Annotated in this window: 18 protein-coding genes; 13 read left to right on the forward strand and 5 right to left on the reverse strand. The window is 51.2% G+C overall.

The annotated features are described in order from the left end of the window. Window positions 1-48 precede the first annotated feature (48 nt). The 4 genes from rssB to AAIE03_RS07065 all read left to right on the forward strand — a co-directional run bounded on the left by rssB (window position 49) and on the right by AAIE03_RS07065 (window position 4,553). Entirely contained in the window at window positions 49-1,065 is a 1,017-nt protein-coding gene (rssB, locus tag AAIE03_RS07050) for a two-component system response regulator RssB (RefSeq protein ID WP_498562902.1), read from the forward strand. Between the two features lie 195 nt (window positions 1,066-1,260). Beyond that, entirely contained in the window at window positions 1,261-2,169 is a 909-nt protein-coding gene (gene galU / locus AAIE03_RS07055; protein ID WP_014593827.1) for a UTP--glucose-1-phosphate uridylyltransferase GalU, read from the forward strand. A gap of 21 nt (window positions 2,170-2,190) precedes the next feature. Beyond that, complete coding sequence (locus AAIE03_RS07060) at window positions 2,191-3,531, forward strand: UDP-glucose dehydrogenase family protein (RefSeq protein WP_013025970.1); 1,341 nt, start codon at window positions 2,191-2,193, stop codon at window positions 3,529-3,531. A 14-nt stretch (window positions 3,532-3,545) separates the two neighbouring features. Continuing rightward, a complete protein-coding gene (locus AAIE03_RS07065) occupies window positions 3,546-4,553 on the forward strand; it encodes an NAD-dependent epimerase (protein ID WP_014593826.1) in 1,008 nt (335 codons plus the stop codon). Between the two features lie 94 nt (window positions 4,554-4,647). On the opposite strand, the gene hns is transcribed toward AAIE03_RS07065, so the two are convergent. Next, window positions 4,648-5,055, reverse strand: a complete 408-nt coding sequence (gene hns, locus AAIE03_RS07070; protein WP_014605719.1) for a histone-like nucleoid-structuring protein H-NS — start codon at window positions 5,053-5,055, stop codon at window positions 4,648-4,650. Between the two features lie 415 nt (window positions 5,056-5,470). Between hns and tdk the strand changes: the two genes are divergently transcribed. Further along, window positions 5,471-6,094 carry a thymidine kinase gene (gene tdk / locus AAIE03_RS07075; protein ID WP_028715226.1) on the forward strand — a complete coding sequence of 208 codons (624 nt, stop codon included), beginning with the start codon at window positions 5,471-5,473 and terminating at the stop codon, window positions 6,092-6,094. A gap of 232 nt (window positions 6,095-6,326) precedes the next feature. Here tdk and adhE read toward each other — a convergent pair whose 3' ends face one another. Next, window positions 6,327-9,014: a bifunctional acetaldehyde-CoA/alcohol dehydrogenase gene (gene adhE, locus AAIE03_RS07080; RefSeq protein WP_015700205.1), complete on the reverse strand. Its 2,688-nt coding sequence runs from the start codon at window positions 9,012-9,014 to the stop codon at window positions 6,327-6,329. A gap of 437 nt (window positions 9,015-9,451) precedes the next feature. Between adhE and AAIE03_RS07085 the strand changes: the two genes are divergently transcribed. The 7 genes from AAIE03_RS07085 (at window position 9,452) to oppF (ending at window position 18,051) form a co-directional block, all read left to right on the forward strand. Beyond that, window positions 9,452-10,099 (forward strand): YchE family NAAT transporter, encoded by a 648-nt coding sequence (locus AAIE03_RS07085; protein WP_013025965.1) that lies wholly within the window; start codon window positions 9,452-9,454, stop codon window positions 10,097-10,099. Between the two features lie 583 nt (window positions 10,100-10,682). Next, the gene (locus AAIE03_RS07090) at window positions 10,683-12,299 is read left to right on the forward strand and encodes an ABC transporter substrate-binding protein (protein ID WP_015700206.1); all 1,617 of its coding nucleotides are present in this window, start codon (window positions 10,683-10,685) and stop codon (window positions 12,297-12,299) included. 157 nt (window positions 12,300-12,456) lie between these two features. Next, complete coding sequence (gene oppA / locus AAIE03_RS07095; RefSeq protein ID WP_029570076.1) at window positions 12,457-14,097, forward strand: oligopeptide ABC transporter substrate-binding protein OppA; 1,641 nt, start codon at window positions 12,457-12,459, stop codon at window positions 14,095-14,097. 87 nt (window positions 14,098-14,184) lie between these two features. Next, entirely contained in the window at window positions 14,185-15,105 is a 921-nt protein-coding gene (oppB, locus tag AAIE03_RS07100) for an oligopeptide ABC transporter permease OppB (protein ID WP_013025963.1), read from the forward strand. 14 nt (window positions 15,106-15,119) lie between these two features. Continuing rightward, complete coding sequence (oppC, locus tag AAIE03_RS07105) at window positions 15,120-16,028, forward strand: oligopeptide ABC transporter permease OppC (RefSeq protein WP_498562903.1); 909 nt, start codon at window positions 15,120-15,122, stop codon at window positions 16,026-16,028. Window positions 16,029-16,039: 11 nt separating this feature from the next. Next, complete coding sequence (locus tag AAIE03_RS07110; protein WP_013025961.1) at window positions 16,040-17,053, forward strand: ABC transporter ATP-binding protein; 1,014 nt, start codon at window positions 16,040-16,042, stop codon at window positions 17,051-17,053. Continuing rightward, the gene (oppF, locus tag AAIE03_RS07115; protein ID WP_013025960.1) at window positions 17,050-18,051 is read left to right on the forward strand and encodes a murein tripeptide/oligopeptide ABC transporter ATP binding protein OppF; all 1,002 of its coding nucleotides are present in this window, start codon (window positions 17,050-17,052) and stop codon (window positions 18,049-18,051) included. The genes AAIE03_RS07110 and oppF overlap by 4 nt, the downstream gene beginning before the upstream one ends. A gap of 46 nt (window positions 18,052-18,097) precedes the next feature. On the opposite strand, the gene AAIE03_RS07120 is transcribed toward oppF, so the two are convergent. Together AAIE03_RS07120 and cls are read right to left on the reverse strand one after the other, a co-directional pair. Beyond that, a complete protein-coding gene (locus AAIE03_RS07120) occupies window positions 18,098-18,427 on the reverse strand; it encodes an HI1450 family dsDNA-mimic protein (RefSeq protein WP_196492568.1) in 330 nt (109 codons plus the stop codon). Window positions 18,428-18,465: 38 nt separating this feature from the next. Next, on the reverse strand, window positions 18,466-19,926 hold the full coding sequence (gene cls / locus AAIE03_RS07125; RefSeq protein ID WP_013025958.1) for a cardiolipin synthase: 1,461 nt from the start codon (window positions 19,924-19,926) through the stop codon (window positions 18,466-18,468). Window positions 19,927-20,088: 162 nt separating this feature from the next. Between cls and AAIE03_RS07130 the strand changes: the two genes are divergently transcribed. Beyond that, window positions 20,089-20,262 carry a YciY family protein gene (locus AAIE03_RS07130; protein WP_006119368.1) on the forward strand — a complete coding sequence of 58 codons (174 nt, stop codon included), beginning with the start codon at window positions 20,089-20,091 and terminating at the stop codon, window positions 20,260-20,262. Between the two features lie 29 nt (window positions 20,263-20,291). Here AAIE03_RS07130 and AAIE03_RS07135 read toward each other — a convergent pair whose 3' ends face one another. Beyond that, a complete protein-coding gene (locus AAIE03_RS07135) occupies window positions 20,292-20,465 on the reverse strand; it encodes a hypothetical protein (RefSeq protein WP_013025956.1) in 174 nt (57 codons plus the stop codon). Window positions 20,466-20,467 lie beyond the last annotated feature (2 nt).

Below are 20,467 nucleotides of genomic sequence, written 5' to 3' on the forward strand. Positions count from 1 at the left end.
TGCGTTTTATGAACCACTATTGAATTATCGGGTACGCAGGGGGATGGAATGGAAAAACCACTGATCGGCAAAAAGATACTCATTGTCGAAGATGAGGCCGTTTTCCGTTCGCTTTTAAACCAATTTCTGTCATCGATGGGGGCTGTCACAGTTGAGGCAGAAGATGGTCTTGAGGCTATTGAGCAACTGAAGCAGCATGCCGTGGAGCTGGTGATTTGTGATCTTGAGATGCCGCGCATGAGCGGTATCGAATTCGTTGAACACGTGCGCAGCCGCGGTAACAGCGTCCCGATTTTGATTATTTCCGCCACAGAAAATATGTCCGATATCGCTCAGGTTTTGCGTCTTGGCGTACAGGATGTGCTGCTTAAGCCGCTAAAAAACTTTGAACGTTTCCGTGAAGCGGTTTACGAATGCCTCTATCCCTCCATGTTTACCTCAAAGGTGGAGGAAGACGAGCAGCTGTTTCAGGACTGGGACGCTCTGGTTCGCGATCCCTCTGCGGCGGCAAAACTCCTTAAAGAACTTCAGCCACCCGTACAACAACGCATTGCTAACTGTCGGATCAACTATCGGCAACTGACGATGGCCGAGCAGCCAGGTCTGGTGCTGGATATCGCGGCGCTTTCAGACAAAGATCTCGCCTTTTATTGTCTTGACGTTACGCGCGCTGGCGACAACGGCGTACTGGCCGCCTTGCTTTTGCGCGCCTTATTTAACGGACTCCTTCAGGAACAGTTATCTGGCCAAAAACAACGCTTACCTGAGCTGAGCAGTCTGCTCAGACAGGTTAATTTGCTGCTGCGCCAGGCAAATCTGACCGGTCAGTTCCCGTTGCTGGTGGGCTACTATCACCGCGGATTAAAAAATCTGGTACTGGTTTCAGCCGGATTAAATGCAACGCTGCACGTTCAGGCCCATCAAATACAACTCAGTAACGGTGTGCCACTTGGCACTATGGGCAGTACACATACTAACCAAATAAGCCAGCGCGCTGATGACTGGCAATGCCATATTTGGGGGGCCGGAGGCCGCATACGACTGATGTTATCGTCTGAACAGTAAACCCGAATGGATAGTTTATTATCTGATGGGAGACAGGGCCAGAAGTTAGCTTTACACTTGGGTAATAGTCTTAAATTCTACGGATAGCGGTCTTCCAGGATAAATCCGTTCACGACTAACTGATATACTCATTTCCGAATTTAAACCGACATATCAAGCATTAAAACTTGAACGGCCTATAAGAGAGGTATTTTGATGTCTGCCTATAAGACCAAAGTAAAAAAAGCGGTAATTCCAGTAGCGGGTTTGGGTACACGTATGTTGCCTGCTACCAAAGCGATTCCAAAAGAAATGTTGCCGCTGGTTGATAAGCCGTTAATTCAGTATGTCGTTAACGAGTGTATTGCTGCGGGTATTAATGAGATTGTGCTGGTTACTCACTCCTCTAAAAACGCCATTGAGAACCATTTTGATACCAGTTTTGAACTGGAGTCTATGCTGGAAAAACGCGTCAAGCGCCAGCTGCTGGACGAAATTCAGTCCATCTGTCCTCCTCACGTGACCATCATGCAGGTCCGTCAGGGCATCGCGAAAGGTCTGGGCCATGCGGTCATGTGTGCACATCCTCTGGTCGGCGATGAACCTGTTGCGGTCATCCTGCCTGACGTGATCATCGACGAATACGAATCTAACCCAACCAAAGATAACCTGGCAGAAATGCTGAGCCGTTACGAAGAGTCTGGCCGTAGTCAGATCATGGTTGAGCCCGTCAGCGATGTGACGGCATACGGTGTTGTCGATTGTCAGGGTGCAGAACTGAATCCTGGTGACAGCGCGCCGATGGTCGGGGTTGTTGAGAAACCTAAAGCGTCTGAAGCGCCATCCAACCTTGCGGTTGTCGGTCGTTACGTTCTGTCTGCGGATATCTGGCCACTGCTGGCGAAAACGCCTCCAGGTGCCGGTGGCGAAGTTCAGCTCACCGACTCCATTGCCATGCTGATGGATAAAGAAACCGTCGAAGCCTATCACCTGAAAGGGGTAAGCCACGACTGTGGTAACAAACTGGGTTATATGCAGGCTTTCGTTGAATATGGTGTCCGCCATCCGGTATTGGGTAAAGAGTTCACTGAATGGCTCAACAATACTGTTAGCGATAAAAAGTAATTTTAAACACAGGATAGCTCAATGAAAGTCACTGTATTTGGTATCGGCTATGTCGGTCTGGTTCAGGCTGCGGTGTTGGCCGAAGTCGGACATGACGTTCTCTGCATTGATGTGGATGAAAACAAGGTCGAGAACCTTAAAAAAGGCAAGATCCCAATTTTTGAGCCGGGTCTGACGCCGCTGGTTATGTCGAATTACGAATCGGGTCGCCTGAAGTTCAGCACTGATGCTGCTCAGGGCGTGAACCACGGTGTAATGCAGTTTATCGCCGTCGGCACGCCGCCTGATGAGGACGGCTCGGCCGATCTGAAATATGTTACTGCCGTAGCGCGTACCATTGCTCAGCACATGACCGATCACAAAGTCGTGATTGATAAGTCAACGGTACCGGTCGGAACGGCTGACAGAGTCCGTGCTGTCATGACAGAAACGCTGCAGGCGCGCGATGCCAACATCAGCTTTGATGTGGTATCCAACCCAGAGTTCCTGAAAGAAGGCGCGGCCGTTAATGACTGTATGCGCCCTGAGCGTATCGTTGTCGGCACCGACAATGATGACGTGGTGGAACTGTTGCGTGAGCTGTATGAGCCATTCAACCGTAACCACGATCGTATGATTTTGATGGATATTCGCAGTGCAGAACTGACGAAGTACGCCGCTAACTGCATGCTGGCGACGAAAATCAGCTTTATGAACGAAATTTCCAATCTCGCAGAACGTTTAGGTGCGGATATCGAAAAAGTGCGCCAGGGGATTGGTTCTGACTCACGTATCGGCTATCACTTTATCTACCCAGGCTGCGGCTATGGCGGTTCCTGCTTCCCGAAAGACGTTCAGGCGCTGATCCGCACAGCAGAGTCTATTGGTTATACACCGCGCCTGTTGAAGGCGGTGGAAGACGTCAACGACAGCCAAAAGACAAAGCTGCCCACCTTCATTAAACGCCACTTCGGTGACGATCTGAAAGGTAAAACGTTTGCGCTGTGGGGCCTGTCATTCAAGCCCAACACAGATGATATGCGCGAAGCATCCAGTCGCGTGTTGATGGAAACGTTATGGGAAGCGGGTGCCTCTGTTCAGGCGTTCGATCCGGAAGCCATGGACGAAGCGCAGCGCATCTATGGTCATCGCGACGATCTGAAGCTGATGGGAACCAAAGAAGCGGCGCTGCACGGTGCAGACGGCCTGGTGATTTGTACGGAATGGCAAAATTTCCGTGCACCTGACTTTGACGTGATTAAGAGCGCACTGAAAGAACCCGTGATTTTTGATGGACGTAACCTGTATGATCCAGAGCGTATCAGCAAACGCGGCTTCGTTTATTATGCAATCGGCCGCGGAGCATCTATCCAGGCTGTGTGATTAACGAGGGATTTATGAATTTTCTGGTAACCGGCGCAGCAGGCTTTATTGGCTTTCATGTCAGTCAACGCCTGCTGGCCGCCGGTCACCAGGTTGTCGGCCTTGACAACCTGAATGACTACTATGATGTAAACCTTAAACAAGCTCGCCTTGATATCATCGGTGACAATCCATCCTTTACCTTTATTAAAGCCAATTTGGCCGATCGTCAGGCTATTGCCACACTTTTTGAACAGCACAATTTTCAGCGCGTTATTCATCTGGCCGCTCAGGCAGGGGTGCGTTACTCACTCGAAAACCCCCATGCGTATGCCGATGCAAACGTCATTGGGCACCTGAATATTCTTGAAGGCTGCCGCCACCATAAAATCGAGCATCTGCTTTATGCTTCATCCAGTTCGGTTTATGGCCTGAATAACAAGATGCCATTTTCAACAGAAGACAGCGTCGATCATCCCGTGTCATTGTATGCCGCGACGAAAAAAGCCAATGAGCTGATGTCGCATACCTATTCACATCTCTATCAATTGCCTACCACTGGCTTACGTTTTTTCACGGTCTATGGCCCGTGGGGACGTCCGGACATGGCGTTGTTTAAATTCACCCGCGCAATGCTTGCAGGCGAGGCGATAGATGTTTATAACCAGGGGCAAATGAAGCGCGACTTTACTTATATCGATGATGTTGCAGAGGCGGTTATTCGCTTGCAGGATGTTATCCCGCAGGCGGACGCAGACTGGACCGTGGAAACGGGTTCTGCCGCGTCAAGCTCTGCCCCTTATCGTATATATAACCTTGGCAATAGCCAGCCGGTGAGCCTGATTCACTATATTGAAGCGATTGAGAAAGCGCTGGGTGTGAAGGCAAATAAAAATCTGATGCCCATGCAACCGGGGGACGTGCTGGCAACCAGCGCGGACACAACCGCATTATTTAATACCATTGGATTTAAACCCCAAACCGGTGTTGATGAAGGCGTAAGGCGCTTTGTAGACTGGTATCGAAATTTCTATTCAATCTGAAAATAAAAAAAGGAAGCGATCGCTTCCTTTTTTTTCTGGTGCGGATAATCGTAAAGCTAAAGTAAAGCCAACAATAAGCGAAACAGGCTATGCATTACAGCAGGAAGTCGTCTAACTGCTTACCTTGTTCTTCCATGGCTTTCTTGATTGCTGCTGGCGTACGGCCCTGACCCGTCCAGGTTTTGGTCTCGCCATTTTCATCTACAAACTGATATTTAGCCGGGCGGGCAGCACGTTTGGCTTTGCCAGCCGTTTTTGATTCTGACAGGGTATTGAATAATTCGTTGGGATCGATACCATCCGCTAACAGCATCTCGCGATATTGCTCAAGTTTACGCGCACGCTCTTCGTTTTCAGCTTTAGAGTTTGACTCTTCGTCGCGACGTTCATTTACCACGACGTCCAGTTTTTCCAGCATTTCTTCCAGCGTTTCCAAAGAACACTCTCTGGCCTGGGCACGCAGCGTGCGGATATTATTAAGATTTTTAAGTGCTTCGCTCATTGTCCTGATCTCTGAATAATTAATAGGAGAGTTGTTCTGCCCGCTAATAGTAGTGGTGGAGAAAAATAAGTTCAACATTAAATTAATTTTTAGCTTAAAAAGAGTAAGCGAGGAATTTATTAAATTATTAATTCACCCCGATGACGTGTGATGTCAGGTGGGTTGAATCAATGAAAAGATTAAGATCTTAGCTGAAAATGCGCTGATACATTATCGGTATAAAAATAATGTTTAATCACACATGTGCTTTAATATTTATCCTGACCTAAAGACCCAATGCCGCATCATATTAACCGCTGCATCATCAATGAGTGATGCTAATCTGAACAGCATAAGGTGAAAATCCCCCCAGCAGCAACCTGTAGATATGATAAAATCGGCCCTGTTTTTTCATCGTATCCGAGAATCGGCGCAAATGGCTCAACTCTATTTCTACTATTCGGCAATGAACGCCGGTAAATCAACCGCATTATTGCAGTCATCCTACAATTATCAGGAACGCGGGATGCGCACGCTCGTCTATACCGCTGAGATCGACAATCGCTTCGGCGCAGGCAAGGTGAGCTCGCGTATTGGATTATCTTCTCCTGCGGTGCTTTATAATGCAGCCAGCCAGCTTGATGTGGAAATTGCCCAGGAACATGCGCGACAACCCGTTCACTGTGTACTGGTGGACGAAAGCCAGTTCCTGACGCGTGAGCAGGTTAAGGCCTTGTCTGACGTGGTAGATAATCTGGATATTCCCGTACTCTGCTACGGGCTGCGTACCGATTTTCTTGGTGAACTCTTCACCGGTAGCCAGTATCTTCTGGCATGGGCCGATAAGCTGGTAGAGCTGAAAACGGTCTGTCATTGTGGACGTAAAGCGGGCATGGTGCTGCGTCTGGACAGTGACGGTAAACCTTTCAGAGAGGGGGAGCAGGTCGTCATCGGCGGCAACGAACGCTATATCTCCGTATGCCGTAAGCATTATAAAAAGGCGATAGAGCAGGGTTGTTTGCAGGCCATCCATGGGGCGCAAACCCCCGTGGGGGACTAAATAGCTCTCAATGAGCGCCAGGCTGCTTTTCCATGGCGCTCGTTAAGGGCGCAAGGCGATGCGATCACGGACTTTATTCCTTTTCCCGTCCGGCTCAGGTCGATATTCTCTTGACTACGCTGATTCACCAGGCAGCAGTGTTTATCGAAGCGATAAACCCGCCATAAAAAACCCCTTGAGGCACGGGCCAGACAAGGGGTTTCGGCAGCCCGTTCATCGGGCACGGAGCGGATTAGGCTTTTTTAGCTTTCTTCGCCGCTTTGCTGTCACTGACAGGCTGAGCCTGGGCAGCCTCGGCGGCACTGGCGAACGGCTCGACAAATTTGCGTCCGTAGTAGCTGTCCAGCATCAGCTGTTTGAGTTCGGCAATCAGCGGATAACGTGGATTCGCGCCAGTACACTGGTCATCAAAGGCATCATCCGCCAGTTTATCGACTTTCGCCAGGAAGTCTGCCTCCTGCACACCGGCTTCACGAATTGAGGCCGGAATACCCAGTTCCGTTTTGATTTCATCCAGCCATACCAGCAGCTTCTCAATTTTCTGGGCAGTGCGGTCGCCCGGCGCGGTGAGACCAAGATGATCCGCAATTTCAGCATAACGACGACGCGCCTGGGGACGATCGTACTGGCTGAATGCGGTTTGCTTTGTAGGGTTGTCATTGGCGTTATAGCGAATAACGTTGGAAATCAGCAGCGAGTTAGCCAGTCCATGAGGAATATGGAACTCAGAGCCAAGCTTATGCGCCATTGAGTGACAAACCCCGAGGAAGGCGTTAGCAAAGGCGATACCGGCGATGGTGGCGGCATTATGTACACGTTCACGGGCAACCGGATTTTTTGCACCTTCTGCATAGCTCGCCGGTAAGTTCTCTTTAAGCAGCTTAAGCGCCTGCAGGGCCTGACCATCGGAGTATTCATTGGCCAGGACGGACACATAGGCTTCCAGCGCGTGCGTCACCGCATCCAGACCGCCGAAGGCACAGAGTGAACGTGGCATATCCATGACCAGGTTGGCATCAACGATAGCCATATCTGGCGTCAGCGCATAATCGGCCAGCGGGTATTTCTGTCCGGTCGCGTCATCCGTTACCACGGCAAAAGGCGTCACTTCTGAACCTGTGCCTGAGGTTGTCGTAATGGCCACCATGCGCGCTTTCACGCCCATTTTAGGGAACTTATAGATACGTTTGCGAATATCCATAAACCGCAGTGCCAGCTCTTCAAAATGGGTTTCTGGATGCTCATACATGACCCACATGATTTTGGCTGCATCCATCGGCGAACCGCCGCCCAGGGCGATGATCACGTCTGGCTTAAAGCTGTTCATCTGTTCTGCACCTTTACGCACGATGCTTAAGGTGGGATCCGCTTCAACCTCAAAGAAAACTTCGGTTTCGATGCCGTGAGATTTTAAAACGCGGGTGACCTGATCGGCATAACCGTTGTTAAACAGGAAGCGGTCAGTCACCACAAACGCGCGTTTGGCACCGTCGGTGGCGATCTCTTCAAGCGCAATGGGTAAAGAGCCGCGACGGAAGTAAATGGACTTCGGAAGTTTATGCCACAACATATTTTCAGCTCGCTTAGCGACGGTTTTCTTGTTGATGAGATGTTTGGGCCCCACGTTTTCAGAAATGGAGTTACCGCCCCAGGAACCACAACCCAGTGTCAGAGAAGGGGCGAGTTTGAAGTTATATAAATCACCAATACCGCCCTGAGAAGCTGGCGTGTTGATCAGAATGCGGGCTGTTTTCATCTTGTCGCCAAAATAGTGCACGCGCGCTGTCTGATTGTCCTGGTCGGTATACAGGCATGACGTATGACCAATACCGCCCATCGCCACCAGTTTCTCCGCTTTGCTGACGGCATCCTGATAATCTTTAGCACGGTACATCGCCAGTGTCGGCGACAGTTTTTCATGAGCGAAAGGCTCTGATTCATCGACCCGTTCAACTTCGCCAATCAGGATTTTGGTTTCACCAGGTACGCTGATGCCGGCCATCTCCGCAATCTTCACCGCAGGCTGGCCCACAATGGCGGCGTTAAGCCCACCGTTTTTTAGAATGATATTTTGTACCGCACTCAGTTCCTGTCCCTGAAGTAAATAGCCACCATGGCTGGCGAAGCGCTCGCGCACGGCGTCGTAGACGGCATCCACCACGATAACCGACTGTTCAGAGGCACAGATCACACCGTTATCAAACGTTTTTGACATCAGGATGGAGGCAACGGCGCGTTTAACATCAGCTGTTTCATCGATGACAACGGGCGTGTTACCAGCCCCCACGCCAATCGCCGGCTTACCTGAGCTGTAGGCCGCTTTAACCATGCCGGGGCCACCCGTCGCCAGAATCAGGTTAATATCAGGGTGGTGCATCAACTGATTGGACAGTTCCACTGAAGGTGCATCAATCCAGCCTATAATGTCTTTGGGCGCGCCAGCGGCAATCGCTGCCTGCAGGACAATATCTGCCGCTTTGTTCGTCGCATCTTTGGCTCGAGGATGGGGGGAGAAGATAATCCCGTTGCGGGTTTTAAGGCTGATAAGTGCCTTGAAAATCGCGGTCGAGGTAGGGTTAGTGGTGGGGACGATACCGCAAATCAGGCCGATGGGTTCAGCGATGGTGATGGTGCCAAACGTATCATCGGTGTCCAGTACGCCGCAGGTTTTCTCATCCTTATAGGCGTTGTAGATGTATTCAGAAGCGAAGTGATTTTTAATGACTTTGTCTTCAACAATGCCCATGCCCGATTCTGCTACCGCCATTTTAGCGAGTGGAATTCGGGCATCCGCGGCGGCCAGTGCGGCTGCGCGGAAGATGGCATCGACCTGTTGTTGAGAAAAATTGGCGAATTCTTGCTGGGCTTTTTTTACACGTTCAACCAGTGCATTGAGTTCAGCGACATTAGTAACGGCCATTGTGCTCTCCTGAGGAAGTTAAACTTTTTTTAGTAAACAAGCCTGAATCCCTGAGTATAGCCATGGTGCAAACGGCACGGTTTACGGGAATAAAGCAGCGGTTTTTCAATTGTTTACTAAAAGAGCTTCTCTCTGTTTCGAAATAATGAGACCTGCGTTACTGACAGAGAAAGAGTATCGGGTTTGGGAGAGAACAATGATGATTTAGATCAATTTAAACCCAAGCTGACTCCTTTCAGCTCTGCATTCAGGGGGGCCGGGCTGGGGGATAATAAACGGGGCGTAAAAGAAACATCTTCCACAAGATAGTTAATGCGTGGTTAAAGCCACTAAATTGTAAGTAAAATAACAGCATAAATAACTGCTTAGGCATCTGGCGCCCACGGCTTTTTTCACTTACATTAGGCGCGTTTTTCATCTGGGATGGGGAGTTAACCGTGAATCCTGCGTTATTAGATCTGTCTGGCTATATCAAGTTTTTCGTAGGCCTGTTTGCACTGGTTAATCCCATCGGCATCATTCCGGTATTTATTAGCATGACCCGCTATCAGGGCGTGGCAGAACGCAATAAAACCAACCTGACGGCCAACCTCGCGGTGGCGATTATTCTCTGGACCTCGCTGTTTCTGGGCGATGCAATCCTGCATGTCTTCGGTATCTCTATCGACTCGTTTCGCATTGCGGGCGGGATTCTGGTGGTGACCATCGCTATGTCGATGATTAGCGGCAAGCTGGGCGAGGATAAGCAAAATAAGCAGGAAAAAACGGAAACGGCAATTCGGGAAAGTATTGGCGTGGTTCCCCTTGCGCTGCCGCTCATGGCGGGTCCAGGCGCCATCAGTTCGACTATCGTCTGGAGCACACGTTATAACAACTGGCTCAACCTTCTGGGTTTTACCGTTGCGATTGCTGTTTTCGCCTTTAGCTGTTGGCTGCTGTTCCGCGCTGCGCCTTTAATGGTCAGGCTGTTAGGGCAGACAGGGATTAACGTGATTACCCGTATCATGGGATTGCTGTTAATGGCGCTAGGTATTGAATTTGTGGTGACCGGCATCAAGGCAATTTTTCCCGGTCTGGTTGGCTAAACCGACTTATTTAATCGCGTTTAAGAAGAAATGAACCAATAAGGTGCAAAAGACGATTTTTTTTGCACCTTATTGATGCAGTTATTTGTCTCTCTTCACATCCTTCTTCAATTATCACTTCCGCTAATAACTTTCGCTGCAGCGCAAGTGCTGGCATCGCGGCATGTCACTATATTCACACTATATTCTGCTTCCGCAGCGGAAGTTGGCATGATTAATGCTGGTCTACGTCGCTTAAACCGTTTTTTAAATGATGTGACGGTGTGTATTCACACTACAACAACGCAACGCCAGGGTATAAATGTTGTTTTTTGGTTAAATTGACATCAATGTGATGAGATTGTTTATTAATCAGTCTGTTAAGCTATTTTTAGGGCAAAAATTAACACTTCCACTGGGAAAAATCTCATGATAAAAGAGAAACAGGTAACATTTTAGCGATTTAGTTTTGGCGCCCCTCTGCAGCATCTGCTAATTTTCGGCGCATTAATAATGTTTTCCCAAACGTCAAAAGCAAAAGATTTATTCCTTATTGATGCTGGGATATCAGAATAAAAATTGGCATTTAACAAGGGTGTGGGAAATGAACGCGCAGCACTACCTGGCTTGTCTGGCACTAACCTTAACCGCATTGCCCACCTGTGCTGCCACCGTGCCATCAGACGTGACGCTCTCCGCCGTCCAGCAAATCGTGATTAATAACGGTTCGGAAGTTGCCTCGCTCGATCCGCATAAAGTCGAAGGTGTACCGGAGTCAAACATCATCCTCAACCTGCTGGATGGGCTGGTTAACACGGACAATAACGGTAATGTGGTGCCGGGTGTAGCTGAGCGCTGGGAAAACCAGCAAGGTAAAATCTGGACATTCACCCTGCGCGGCAATGCCAAATGGAGCAATGGGGAGCCGGTTACCGCACAGGACTTCGTTTACAGCTGGCGTCGTCTTGCCGATCCTAAAACTGCGTCGCCCTATGCCAGCTATCTGCAGGCTGCCCATATTGCGAATGTCGATGCGATTCTTGCCGGTAAAGTTGCCCCCGATCAACTGGGCGTGAAAGCCCTGGACGATCGCCATCTGCAAATTACCCTGACCGAACCGGTGCCTTATTTAGTGGCCATGCTGGCGCACACCGCGATGAAACCCGTTTACGCACCTGCCATCGAAAAGTGGGGTGAGGGCTGGACCCAACCCGGTCACTATATCGGTAACGGCGCCTATACGCTGAATGACTGGGTGGTGAATGAGAAAATTGTTCTGAAGCGTAATCCTCTTTACTGGAACAATGCTCAGACCGTTATTGAGCAGGGAACGTTTCTGGCCATCAGCTCGGAAAACAGTGATATCAATCGCTATCGCAGCGGTGGCATTGATATGACCAACAGCGCGGTTCCGCCCGACTTGTTTGCTAAATTGCGCAAAGATATGGGTGATGAGGTTAAAGTCAGTCCGCTGCTCTGCACCTTCTATTACGAAATTAATAACAAAAAACCGCCGTTCACCGATGCCCGCGTGCGCGCTGCGATCAAAATGACGCTGGATCGCGATATCATCGCTCGTAAGATCATGGGGCAAGGGCAAATTCCGGCCTACAGCTTTACGCCGCCTTACATCGCAGGCGCTGCGTTATCTTCCCCAGACTGGATGGCGTGGACACAGCCGCAGCGAAACGCGGCTGCGAAAAAACTGCTGGCCGAGGCGGGTTACAACGATAAAAATCCGCTGCGCTTTACGCTGCTCTATAACACATCCGATCAAAACAAAACCCAGGCCATCGCCGCCGCGTCCATGTGGCAACGCAATTTGGGCGCGCAGGTTACGTTGCAGAATCAGGAATGGAAAACCCTGCTGGAAACCCGGCATCAGGCACAATATGACGTTGTGCGCGCCACCTGGTGTGCGGATTACAATGAGCCCTCAACATTCCTGAATATGTTCCAGAGCCAGTCGTCGACCAATACCGCGTTTTACCACAGTGCGGAATACGACCGTCTGTTAGCCGCAACATTAACGGCTGAAAATGAAGCGGACCGCGCATCATTGTATCAGCAGGCAGAAACACAACTCGACAAAGACTCAGCAATTGTGCCAGTTTACTATCGCGTCAGCGTGCGGCTGGTTAAACCCTGGGTTGGCGGTTTTACTGGCCACGATCCGCAGGACATGACAGACCTGAAATACTATTTCATTAAAAAACACTGAGTCACGCGCTTAACCGGCGGCACAGTCGGGAAGGGCGTGGCCGTGCAGACCACACAACAGGGTCAATACGCCCCAGGTGGCAAACACCGGGGACCCGAATACGGGGAACGCTGAGGTCGCAAACACCCTCAGTGAAAATAAAAAACTGGAGTTAAGAATGAACAACATCACGAAAAAAACCTTGATTGCTGCCAGCGTCTTTGCAGCGATGAGTGCGCTCGCAGCGAACAGCGTTATGGCAGCCACAGTACCTGCCGGCGTAGAACTGGCCGCGAAGCAGGAGCTGGTTAAAGGAAACGGTAGCGAGGTTCAGTCACTGGATCCGCATAAAATCGAAGGCGTTCCGGAATCTAACGTGAGTCGTGATCTGCTGGAAGGTCTGGTCATCAGCGATACGGATGGTCATCCCATTCCTGGTGTGGCTGAAAGCTGGGATAACAAAGACTTTAAAGTCTGGACTTTCCACTTGCGTAAAAATGCAAAATGGTCAAATGGTGAACCTGTCACTGCTCAGGATTTCGTCTACAGCTGGGAGCGTTTGGCCGATCCGAAAACCGCATCGCCTTATGCCAGCTATCTGCAATACGGCCATCTGGCTAACGTTGATGATATTATCGCTGGCAAGAAGCCCCCAACAGACCTGGGCGTAAAGGCGATTGACGATCATACACTGCAAGTGACCTTAAGCGAGCCGGTGCCTTATTTCTATAAATTACTCATTCACCCCTCAATGTCGCCAGTTAATAAAGCTGCAATCGAAAAATTCGGTGACAAGTGGACTCAGCCAGAAAACTGGGTGGGTAACGGTGCGTTTAAGTTGGAATCACACGTCATCAACGAACGTATCACCGTTGTGCGTAACCCTGAATACTGGGATAACGCGCATACCGTGCTGAACAAAGTCACTTTCCTGCCAATCTCGTCGGAAGTCAGCGATGTAAACCGTTACTTCTCTGATAACGGCAGCGACATGACCTATAACAACCTGCCTATTGAGCTGTTTAAAAAATTGCAGCGTGACAACGGTAAAGAGCTGCATGTTGACCCGTATCTGTGTACCTACTACTACGAAATCAACAACCAGAAAGCGCCATTTAACGATCCGCGCGTTCGCGCTGCGCTTAAGCTCGGCATCGATCGCGACATTATCGTAGACAAAGTCCTGGCGCAGGGCCAGAAACCGGCTTACAGCTACACGCCGCCAGCGACAGATGGTATGGAATTGGCGAAGCCTGAGTGGTTTACCTGGTCACAGGAAAAACGTAATGCCGAAGCGAAAAAGCTGCTGGCTGAAGCCGGTTATACGCCAGAAAAACCGCTGACCTTTAATCTGCTGTACAACACCTCTGACCTGCATAAGAAACTGGCCATTGCCGCGTCGTCTATCTGGACGAAAAACCTGGGTGTGAAAGTCAAGCTGGAGAACCAGGAGTGGAAAACCTTCCTGGATACCCGCCACCAGGGCAACTTTGACGTTGCGCGTGCAGGCTGGTGTGCAGACTACAACGAACCGACATCGTTCCTGAATACCATGCTGTCTGACAGCAGCAACAATACCGCGCACTATAAGAGCCCAGCTTTCGACAAGCTGATGAAAGATGCGTTGGCCACTACAGACGATAAAGCGCGTTCGGCTGATTACGAGAAGGCAGAGCAGCAGCTGGATAAAGACTCTGTGATCGTGCCGCTTTACTACTACGTTAACACGCGCCTGGTGAAACCTTATGTTGGCGGTTATACCGGTAAGGATCCGCTGGATAACGTAGCAGACAGAAACCTGTACATCATCAAGCACTAATAAAACACCAAGAACAGCGGCGGCGCGTTACGCGCCGCCAGTACTTTTTTTAATGCAATGTGAAGCACCAGCCTGGTAGGTACGGCAATGTTAAAATTCATTCTGCGTCGGTTGCTTGAAGCAATTCCGACGCTTTTCGTTCTGATTACCATTTCCTTCTTTATGATGCGACTGGCGCCCGGCAGCCCTTTTACCAGCGAGCGCACCCTGTCGCCAGAGGTCATGGCAAATATCGAGGCGAAATATCACCTCAACGATCCTATCGGTAAGCAATACGTTGATTATCTGATTCAACTGGCGCATGGCGATTTCGGGCCCTCGTTCAAGTACAAAGACTATTCGGTCAATTACCTGGTCGGCCATGCCTTCCCGGTTTCAGCCAAACTCGGCCTTGCTGCCTTTATCCTGGCGGTCGTTCTGGGCGTCACGGCGGGCGTTATTGCTGCGCTGAAGCAGAACAGCCTGTGGGATTACGTTGTGATGGGGGTGGCAATGACCGGCGTGGTGATACCGAGTTTTGTGGTAGCGCCGCTATTGGTTCTGGTGTTCGCAATCACGCTTAAGTGGCTGCCGGGTGGCGGCTGGAATGGCGGTCAATGGAATTACATGCTGCTGCCGATGGTGGCGCTCTCACTGGCCTACATTGCCAGTATTGCGCGCATCACCCGCGGCTCAATGATTGAAGTTATGCACTCCAACTTTATCCGTACCGCGCGAGCGAAAGGGCTGCCGCTGCGTCGTATCGTGTTACGTCATGCACTGAAGCCTGCGCTGCTGCCGGTCATTTCCTATATGGGGCCGGCCTTTGTGGGCATCATTACCGGTTCTATGGTCATCGAGTCGATTTACGGACTGCCGGGTATTGGTCAGCTGTTCGTGAACGGTGCACTTAACCGTGACTATTCACTGGTGCTGAGCCTGACCATCCTGGTGGGGCTGTTGACCATCCTGTTTAATGCGATCGTCGATGTGCTGTATGCCGTTATCGACCCGAAAATCCGCTACTGATTCTGGAGTTCGCCATGATGTTAAGTAAGAAAAATAGCGAAGCTCTTGATGCATTCAGTGAAAAACTGGAAGTCGAAGGGCGAAGCCTGTGGCAGGATGCCCGTCGTCGTTTCATTCATAACCGCGCCGCATTAATCAGCTTGATGGTGCTGATGCTCATCACGCTGTTTGTGATTTTCGCGCCTATGCTGTCGCAATTCTCCTATTTCGATACCGACTGGGGAATGATGTCATCACCGCCCGATACCACGTCGGGACACTGGTTTGGCACCGACTCCTCAGGGCGCGATTTGCTGGTGCGCGTAGCCATTGGCGGGCGCATTTCACTGATGGTCGGGATTGCTGCCGCGCTGATCGCCGTGATCGTGGGGACCTTGTACGGTTCAATCGCGGGTTATCTGGGCGGGAAAACCGATTCCGTGATGATGCGTATTCTGGAAATCATTAACTCCTTCCCGTTTATGTTCTTCGTTATCCTGCTGGTGACCTTCTTTGGCCGCAATATTCTGCTGATCTTTGCCGCTATCGGCATGGTGTCCTGGCTGGACATGGCGCGTATCGTGCGCGGGCAGACATTAAGCCTGAAGCGCAAAGAGTTTATTGAAGCTGCACACGTTGGCGGTGTTTCCACCTGGAAAATTGTGACGCGCCATATCGTCCCCAACGTTCTGGGCGTCGTGGTGGTTTACGCTTCGCTGCTGGTGCCCAGTATGATTCTGTTTGAATCTTTCCTGAGCTTTCTGGGGCTGGGAACGCAGGAGCCACTGAGTAGCTGGGGCGCACTGCTCAGCGATGGTGCGAACTCCATGGAAGTCTCGCCGTGGCTGTTACTGTTTCCGGCGACGTTCCTGGTCGTCACCTTGTTCTGTTTCAACTTTATTGGCGATGGCCTGCGTGATGCCCTCGACCCCAAAGATCGTTAAGGAGTTTCCCGATGACTATTCATGAATTTCAGCCTGCTCAGGCTGCGCGCGCGGGAAGCGAACTGCTGCTTGAAGTAAAAGATTTACGCGTAACCTTTGGCACGCACGATGGTGACGTCACCGCTGTTAACGATCTCAACTTTTCACTGCGGGCAGGTGAAACCTTAGGGATTGTGGGCGAGTCGGGTTCGGGTAAATCCCAGACCGCCTTTGCGTTAATGGGGCTGTTGGCCAGCAACGGGCGCATCGGTGGTTCGGCGTTGTTCAACGGTAAAGAGATCCTGAATTTGCCTGAGAAACAGCTGAACCGACTGCGTGCCGAGCAAATCGCCATGATCTTCCAGGATCCCATGACGTCACTGAACCCCTATATGCGGGTCGGCGAGCAACTGATGGAAGTGCTGAAGCTGCATAAAGGGATGAGCAATGCACAGGCATTTGAAGAGTCAGTAAGAATGCTGGATGCGGTTAAAATGCCGGAAGCGCGTAAACGTATGAAAATGTATCCCCACGAGTTTTCGGGTGGGATGCGTCAACGTGTAATGATTGCGATGGCCCTGATGTGTCGGCCTAAGCTGCTGATTGCCGATGAGCCGACGACCGCACTGGACGTCACGGTTCAGGCGCAGATCATGACCTTGCTGAATGAGCTTAAGCGCGAGTTTAACACCGCGATCATTATGATCACCCACGATTTGGGTGTGGTTGCGGGCATTTGCGATAAAGTTCTGGTGATGTATGCCGGACGCACCATGGAATATGGCCGCGCCCGTGATGTGTTTTATCAGCCCGCACATCCCTATTCTATTGGTTTGCTGAACGCCGTACCCAGACTGGATGCGGAAGGGGAAAGTCTGACGACGATACCGGGTAATCCGCCTAACCTGCTGCGTTTGCCGCAGGGTTGTCCTTTCCAGCCGCGCTGCCCTCACGCTATGGATATCTGCTCCAACGCACCGCCGCTGTTACCTTTTGCAGAAGGGCGTTTGCGCGCCTGCTTTAAGCCGGTGGAGGAACTCGTATGAGCAGCCTGGCAGAAAAGAAAGTGTTACTCGAAATCGCCGATCTGAAAGTCCATTTTGATATCAGGGATGGCAAGCAGTGGTTCTGGCAGCCGCCAAAATCTCTCAAGGCGGTGGACGGTGTCAGCCTGCGCCTGTATGAAGGTGAAACCCTGGGCGTCGTCGGGGAATCCGGCTGCGGCAAGTCTACGCTGGCGCGGGCCATTATTGGCCTGGTAAAAGCCACCGAGGGCCGCGTTTCATGGCTCGGGCGTAACCTGCTGGGGCAGAGTGAAGAAGAGTGGCGTAAGGCGCGAAGCGATATCCAGATGATTTTCCAGGATCCGCTGGCCTCGCTGAATCCGCGTATGACCATCGGCGACATCATTGCAGAGCCGTTACGCACTTATCATCCGGAGCTGTCGCGTCAGGATGTCAAAGATCGCGTCAAGACCATGATGATGAAGGTAGGGCTCCTGCCTAACCTGATCAACCGCTATCCACACGAGTTCTCGGGTGGACAGTGCCAGCGTATCGGTATTGCGCGCGCATTGATACTTGAGCCTAAGCTGATTATCTGCGACGAGCCGGTGTCGGCCCTGGACGTGTCCATTCAGGCTCAGGTCGTGAACTTGCTGCAGCAACTGCAACGTGAAATGGGCCTGTCGCTGATTTTTATCGCCCATGACCTCGCGGTGGTTAAACACATTTCCGACCGCGTGCTGGTGATGTATCTGGGGCACGCCGTGGAGCTGGGCACCTACGACGAGGTGTATACCAATCCGCAGCATCCCTATACCAAAGCGCTGATGTCGGCGGTGCCGATTCCCGATCCGGACCTGGAGAAGAATAAGCAAATCCAGCTCCTGGAAGGGGAATTACCCTCACCGATTAATCCGCCCTCCGGCTGTGTGTTCCGGACGCGCTGTCCGATTGCCGGCCCTGAGTGTGCGAAAACCCGACCGCTGCTTGAAGGCAGTTTCCGCCATGCGGTGTCCTGCCTGAAGGTGGATCCGCTGTAAAACAAAAAGCCGGGCAATCGCCCGGCTTTATATTCATGGTGTTACGCTATTCACGCCACAAAATATGGCACAGCTTGTGATCTTTTTCGCGACACAACAGCACGCGCGCAAAAACATCAGTAATAGGTTCGCCATCCGCTTCGCCCAGACCGATAACCACTTCTGAGAAAAAATCTGGATTCAAATCGAAATCCACATGATCCTGCCAGTCATCGGAAGGGTCAAACAGCTCTGCGCCACCACGCTCTTCAAACTGCAGGTTGAAAAGAATGATATCGGCCGGATCAAGATTATCGCCAGCCAGTTCAAGAAAAATGTCATAGGCCTGTTCCAGCGTTTCGTCTTCTGTCAGGCGGTTATTCAGATCCATGCTCAGTCCCGTTTATCTAAGGGCAGTTCGTAATTTCGCTCGTTTTACAGTAAAGGGCTGAAGAAGTAAAACAGTCGTTCGACAATCCGCTGCCACCAGGCACGTTTTGCCCAGCGTTTGGGATCGAGCAGACGCGAACGGGCAATATAGTCATCCTGCACGCAGGCCAAATCGCTGCCGAATCCGGCATCATCGACAGCCAGGGTAATTTCGAAATTCAGCCACAGGCTACGCATGTCCAGGTTAACGGTTCCCACCAGGCTCAGTTGACCGTCCACCAGCACGCTTTTGGTATGCAGCAGGCCATCTTCAAACTGGTAGATTTTTACTCCTGCCTCAAGCAGCTCGCCAAAGAAGGAGCGGCTGGCCCAGCCGACCAGCAAAGAGTCATTGTGAAGGGGAACCACAAGACTCACGTTAACGCCCCGCATGGCCGCCGTGCAAATGGCATGAAGCAGATCGTCACTCGGCACCAGATAGGGAGTGGTCATGATAAGCTGCTCACGCGCTGAATACACCGCCGTGAGCAGGGCCTGATGAATCAAATCCTCCGGAAAACCGGGACCGGAGGCGATAACCTGCACCGTGTGCCCACTTTCCTGTTCAAAGGGCATGATATTGCGGTCTGGCGGCGGCGGCAAAATACGCTTACCGGTCTCAATTTCCCAGTCACAGCTGTAGACAATTCCCATAGCGGTGGAAACCGGACCTTCCATGCGCGCCATCAGGTCAACCCACTGGCCTACGCCGGCCTCTTGTTTAAAAAAGCGCGGATCAACCAGGTTCATGCTGCCGGTGTAGGCAATATAGTTGTCGATCAGCACCATTTTACGATGTTGACGCAGGTCCATACGGCGCAGGAATACGCGCAGCAGGCTCACCTGGAGCGCCTCAACGACGTCAATGCCTGCATTGCGCATCATGCCCACCCAGGGGCTTCTGAAAAACGCCACGCTGCCCGCTGAATCCAGCATGAGGCGGCAGTGAACGCCGCGGCGTGACGCGGCCATTAACGACTCGGCGACCTCATCCGCCAGACCGCCCGGATTCCAGATATAGAACACCATCTCGACGTTGTGGCGAGCCAGCTGGATATCGCGAATCAAGGCTTTCATGACGTCATCAGAGCTGGTCAGAAGCTGCAACTGATTGCCTTTTACGCCCGCAATGCCCTGGCGGTTGTTGCACAGTTGAAACAGCGATCGTGCGACGTCGCTGTAATCTGTCGCGAAAATTTCGCTGCGTTTCTTTAAATCATTTAGCCAGCGAGCGGTGGAAGGCCACATGGTACGTGCGCGTTCAGCGCGGCGCTTACCCAAATGTAATTCGCCAAAGGACAAATACGCGATGATGCCAACCAGCGGCAGAATAAAGATAATCAGCAGCCATGCCATCGCTGAGGTAACGGCCCGTCGCTTCATCAGGATGCGCAGCGTGATCCCGGCAATCAGTAACCAGTAACCAAACAACAGCAACCAACTGATAAGCGTGTAAAACGTGGTCATTAAGTGGACATCCTGTTCGCGCTTGAGTCAGAGAAGTTTACGTGGAGATGAGGGGGAGCGAAACCCTTAATAATAGCGGCGTTTCAATGAGAGATCCGATTTGGCATTCGCTCAGAGATCTTTATAATGCGTGCGCGTGAGTTTGATGCCAGAGAGGAAGTGATGAGACGAAGCAGAAACGAAGTGGCCCGCTGGAGAATGTTACGTCAGGTACAGCGCAGACGTTCACGCTGGCTTGAGGGGCAGTCACGTCGCTATAAACGGATTCACGGAATTCGCCATCAACTGGCGCAGCAGCAGCGTCGTTCGATTCTGTTTATCACACAAAATCTGTAATCGATCAGCCGCCCGGCGCGGCTGAGACATTAATGCCCGGTCATCAATAACTTGACGTTAACCAGCTGTACCGCAGCGGCCAGGACGATCAGCATGACGATCAGGTGCTTTTTATTCCGCCAGCCGTGTTTTCGCCACAGATAAAGCGCCGCACCTACTAACAGCATAATCACCAGCAACAGGGTGATAATAATCGATTGCATAA

This window comes from Pantoea sp. Ae19-2, from assembly GCF_059801205.1.

Excerpts from the sequence above, each read along its gene's own strand:
- galU (WP_014593827.1), top strand. The coding sequence starts at position 1,261 with ATGTCTGCCTATAAGACCAAAGTAAAAAAAGCGGTAATTCCAGTAGCG.
- AAIE03_RS07060 (WP_013025970.1), top strand. The coding sequence starts at position 2,191 with ATGAAAGTCACTGTATTTGGTATCGGCTATGTCGGTCTGGTTCAGGCT.
- AAIE03_RS07135 (WP_013025956.1), bottom strand. The coding sequence starts at position 20,465 with ATGCAATCGATTATTATCACCCTGTTGCTGGTGATTATGCTGTTAGTA.
- hns (WP_014605719.1), bottom strand. The coding sequence starts at position 5,055 with ATGAGCGAAGCACTTAAAAATCTTAATAATATCCGCACGCTGCGTGCC.
- adhE (WP_015700205.1), bottom strand. The coding sequence starts at position 9,014 with ATGGCCGTTACTAATGTCGCTGAACTCAATGCACTGGTTGAACGTGTA.
- cls (WP_013025958.1), bottom strand. The coding sequence starts at position 19,926 with ATGACCACGTTTTACACGCTTATCAGTTGGTTGCTGTTGTTTGGTTAC.
- AAIE03_RS07130 (WP_006119368.1), top strand. The coding sequence starts at position 20,089 with ATGAGACGAAGCAGAAACGAAGTGGCCCGCTGGAGAATGTTACGTCAG.
- AAIE03_RS07090 (WP_015700206.1), top strand. The coding sequence starts at position 10,683 with ATGAACGCGCAGCACTACCTGGCTTGTCTGGCACTAACCTTAACCGCA.
- oppC (WP_498562903.1), top strand. The coding sequence starts at position 15,120 with ATGATGTTAAGTAAGAAAAATAGCGAAGCTCTTGATGCATTCAGTGAA.
- AAIE03_RS07065 (WP_014593826.1), top strand. The coding sequence starts at position 3,546 with ATGAATTTTCTGGTAACCGGCGCAGCAGGCTTTATTGGCTTTCATGTC.
- oppB (WP_013025963.1), top strand. The coding sequence starts at position 14,185 with ATGTTAAAATTCATTCTGCGTCGGTTGCTTGAAGCAATTCCGACGCTT.
- oppF (WP_013025960.1), top strand. The coding sequence starts at position 17,050 with ATGAGCAGCCTGGCAGAAAAGAAAGTGTTACTCGAAATCGCCGATCTG.
- rssB (WP_498562902.1), top strand. The coding sequence starts at position 49 with ATGGAAAAACCACTGATCGGCAAAAAGATACTCATTGTCGAAGATGAG.
- tdk (WP_028715226.1), top strand. The coding sequence starts at position 5,471 with ATGGCTCAACTCTATTTCTACTATTCGGCAATGAACGCCGGTAAATCA.
- oppA (WP_029570076.1), top strand. The coding sequence starts at position 12,457 with ATGAACAACATCACGAAAAAAACCTTGATTGCTGCCAGCGTCTTTGCA.
- AAIE03_RS07110 (WP_013025961.1), top strand. The coding sequence starts at position 16,040 with ATGACTATTCATGAATTTCAGCCTGCTCAGGCTGCGCGCGCGGGAAGC.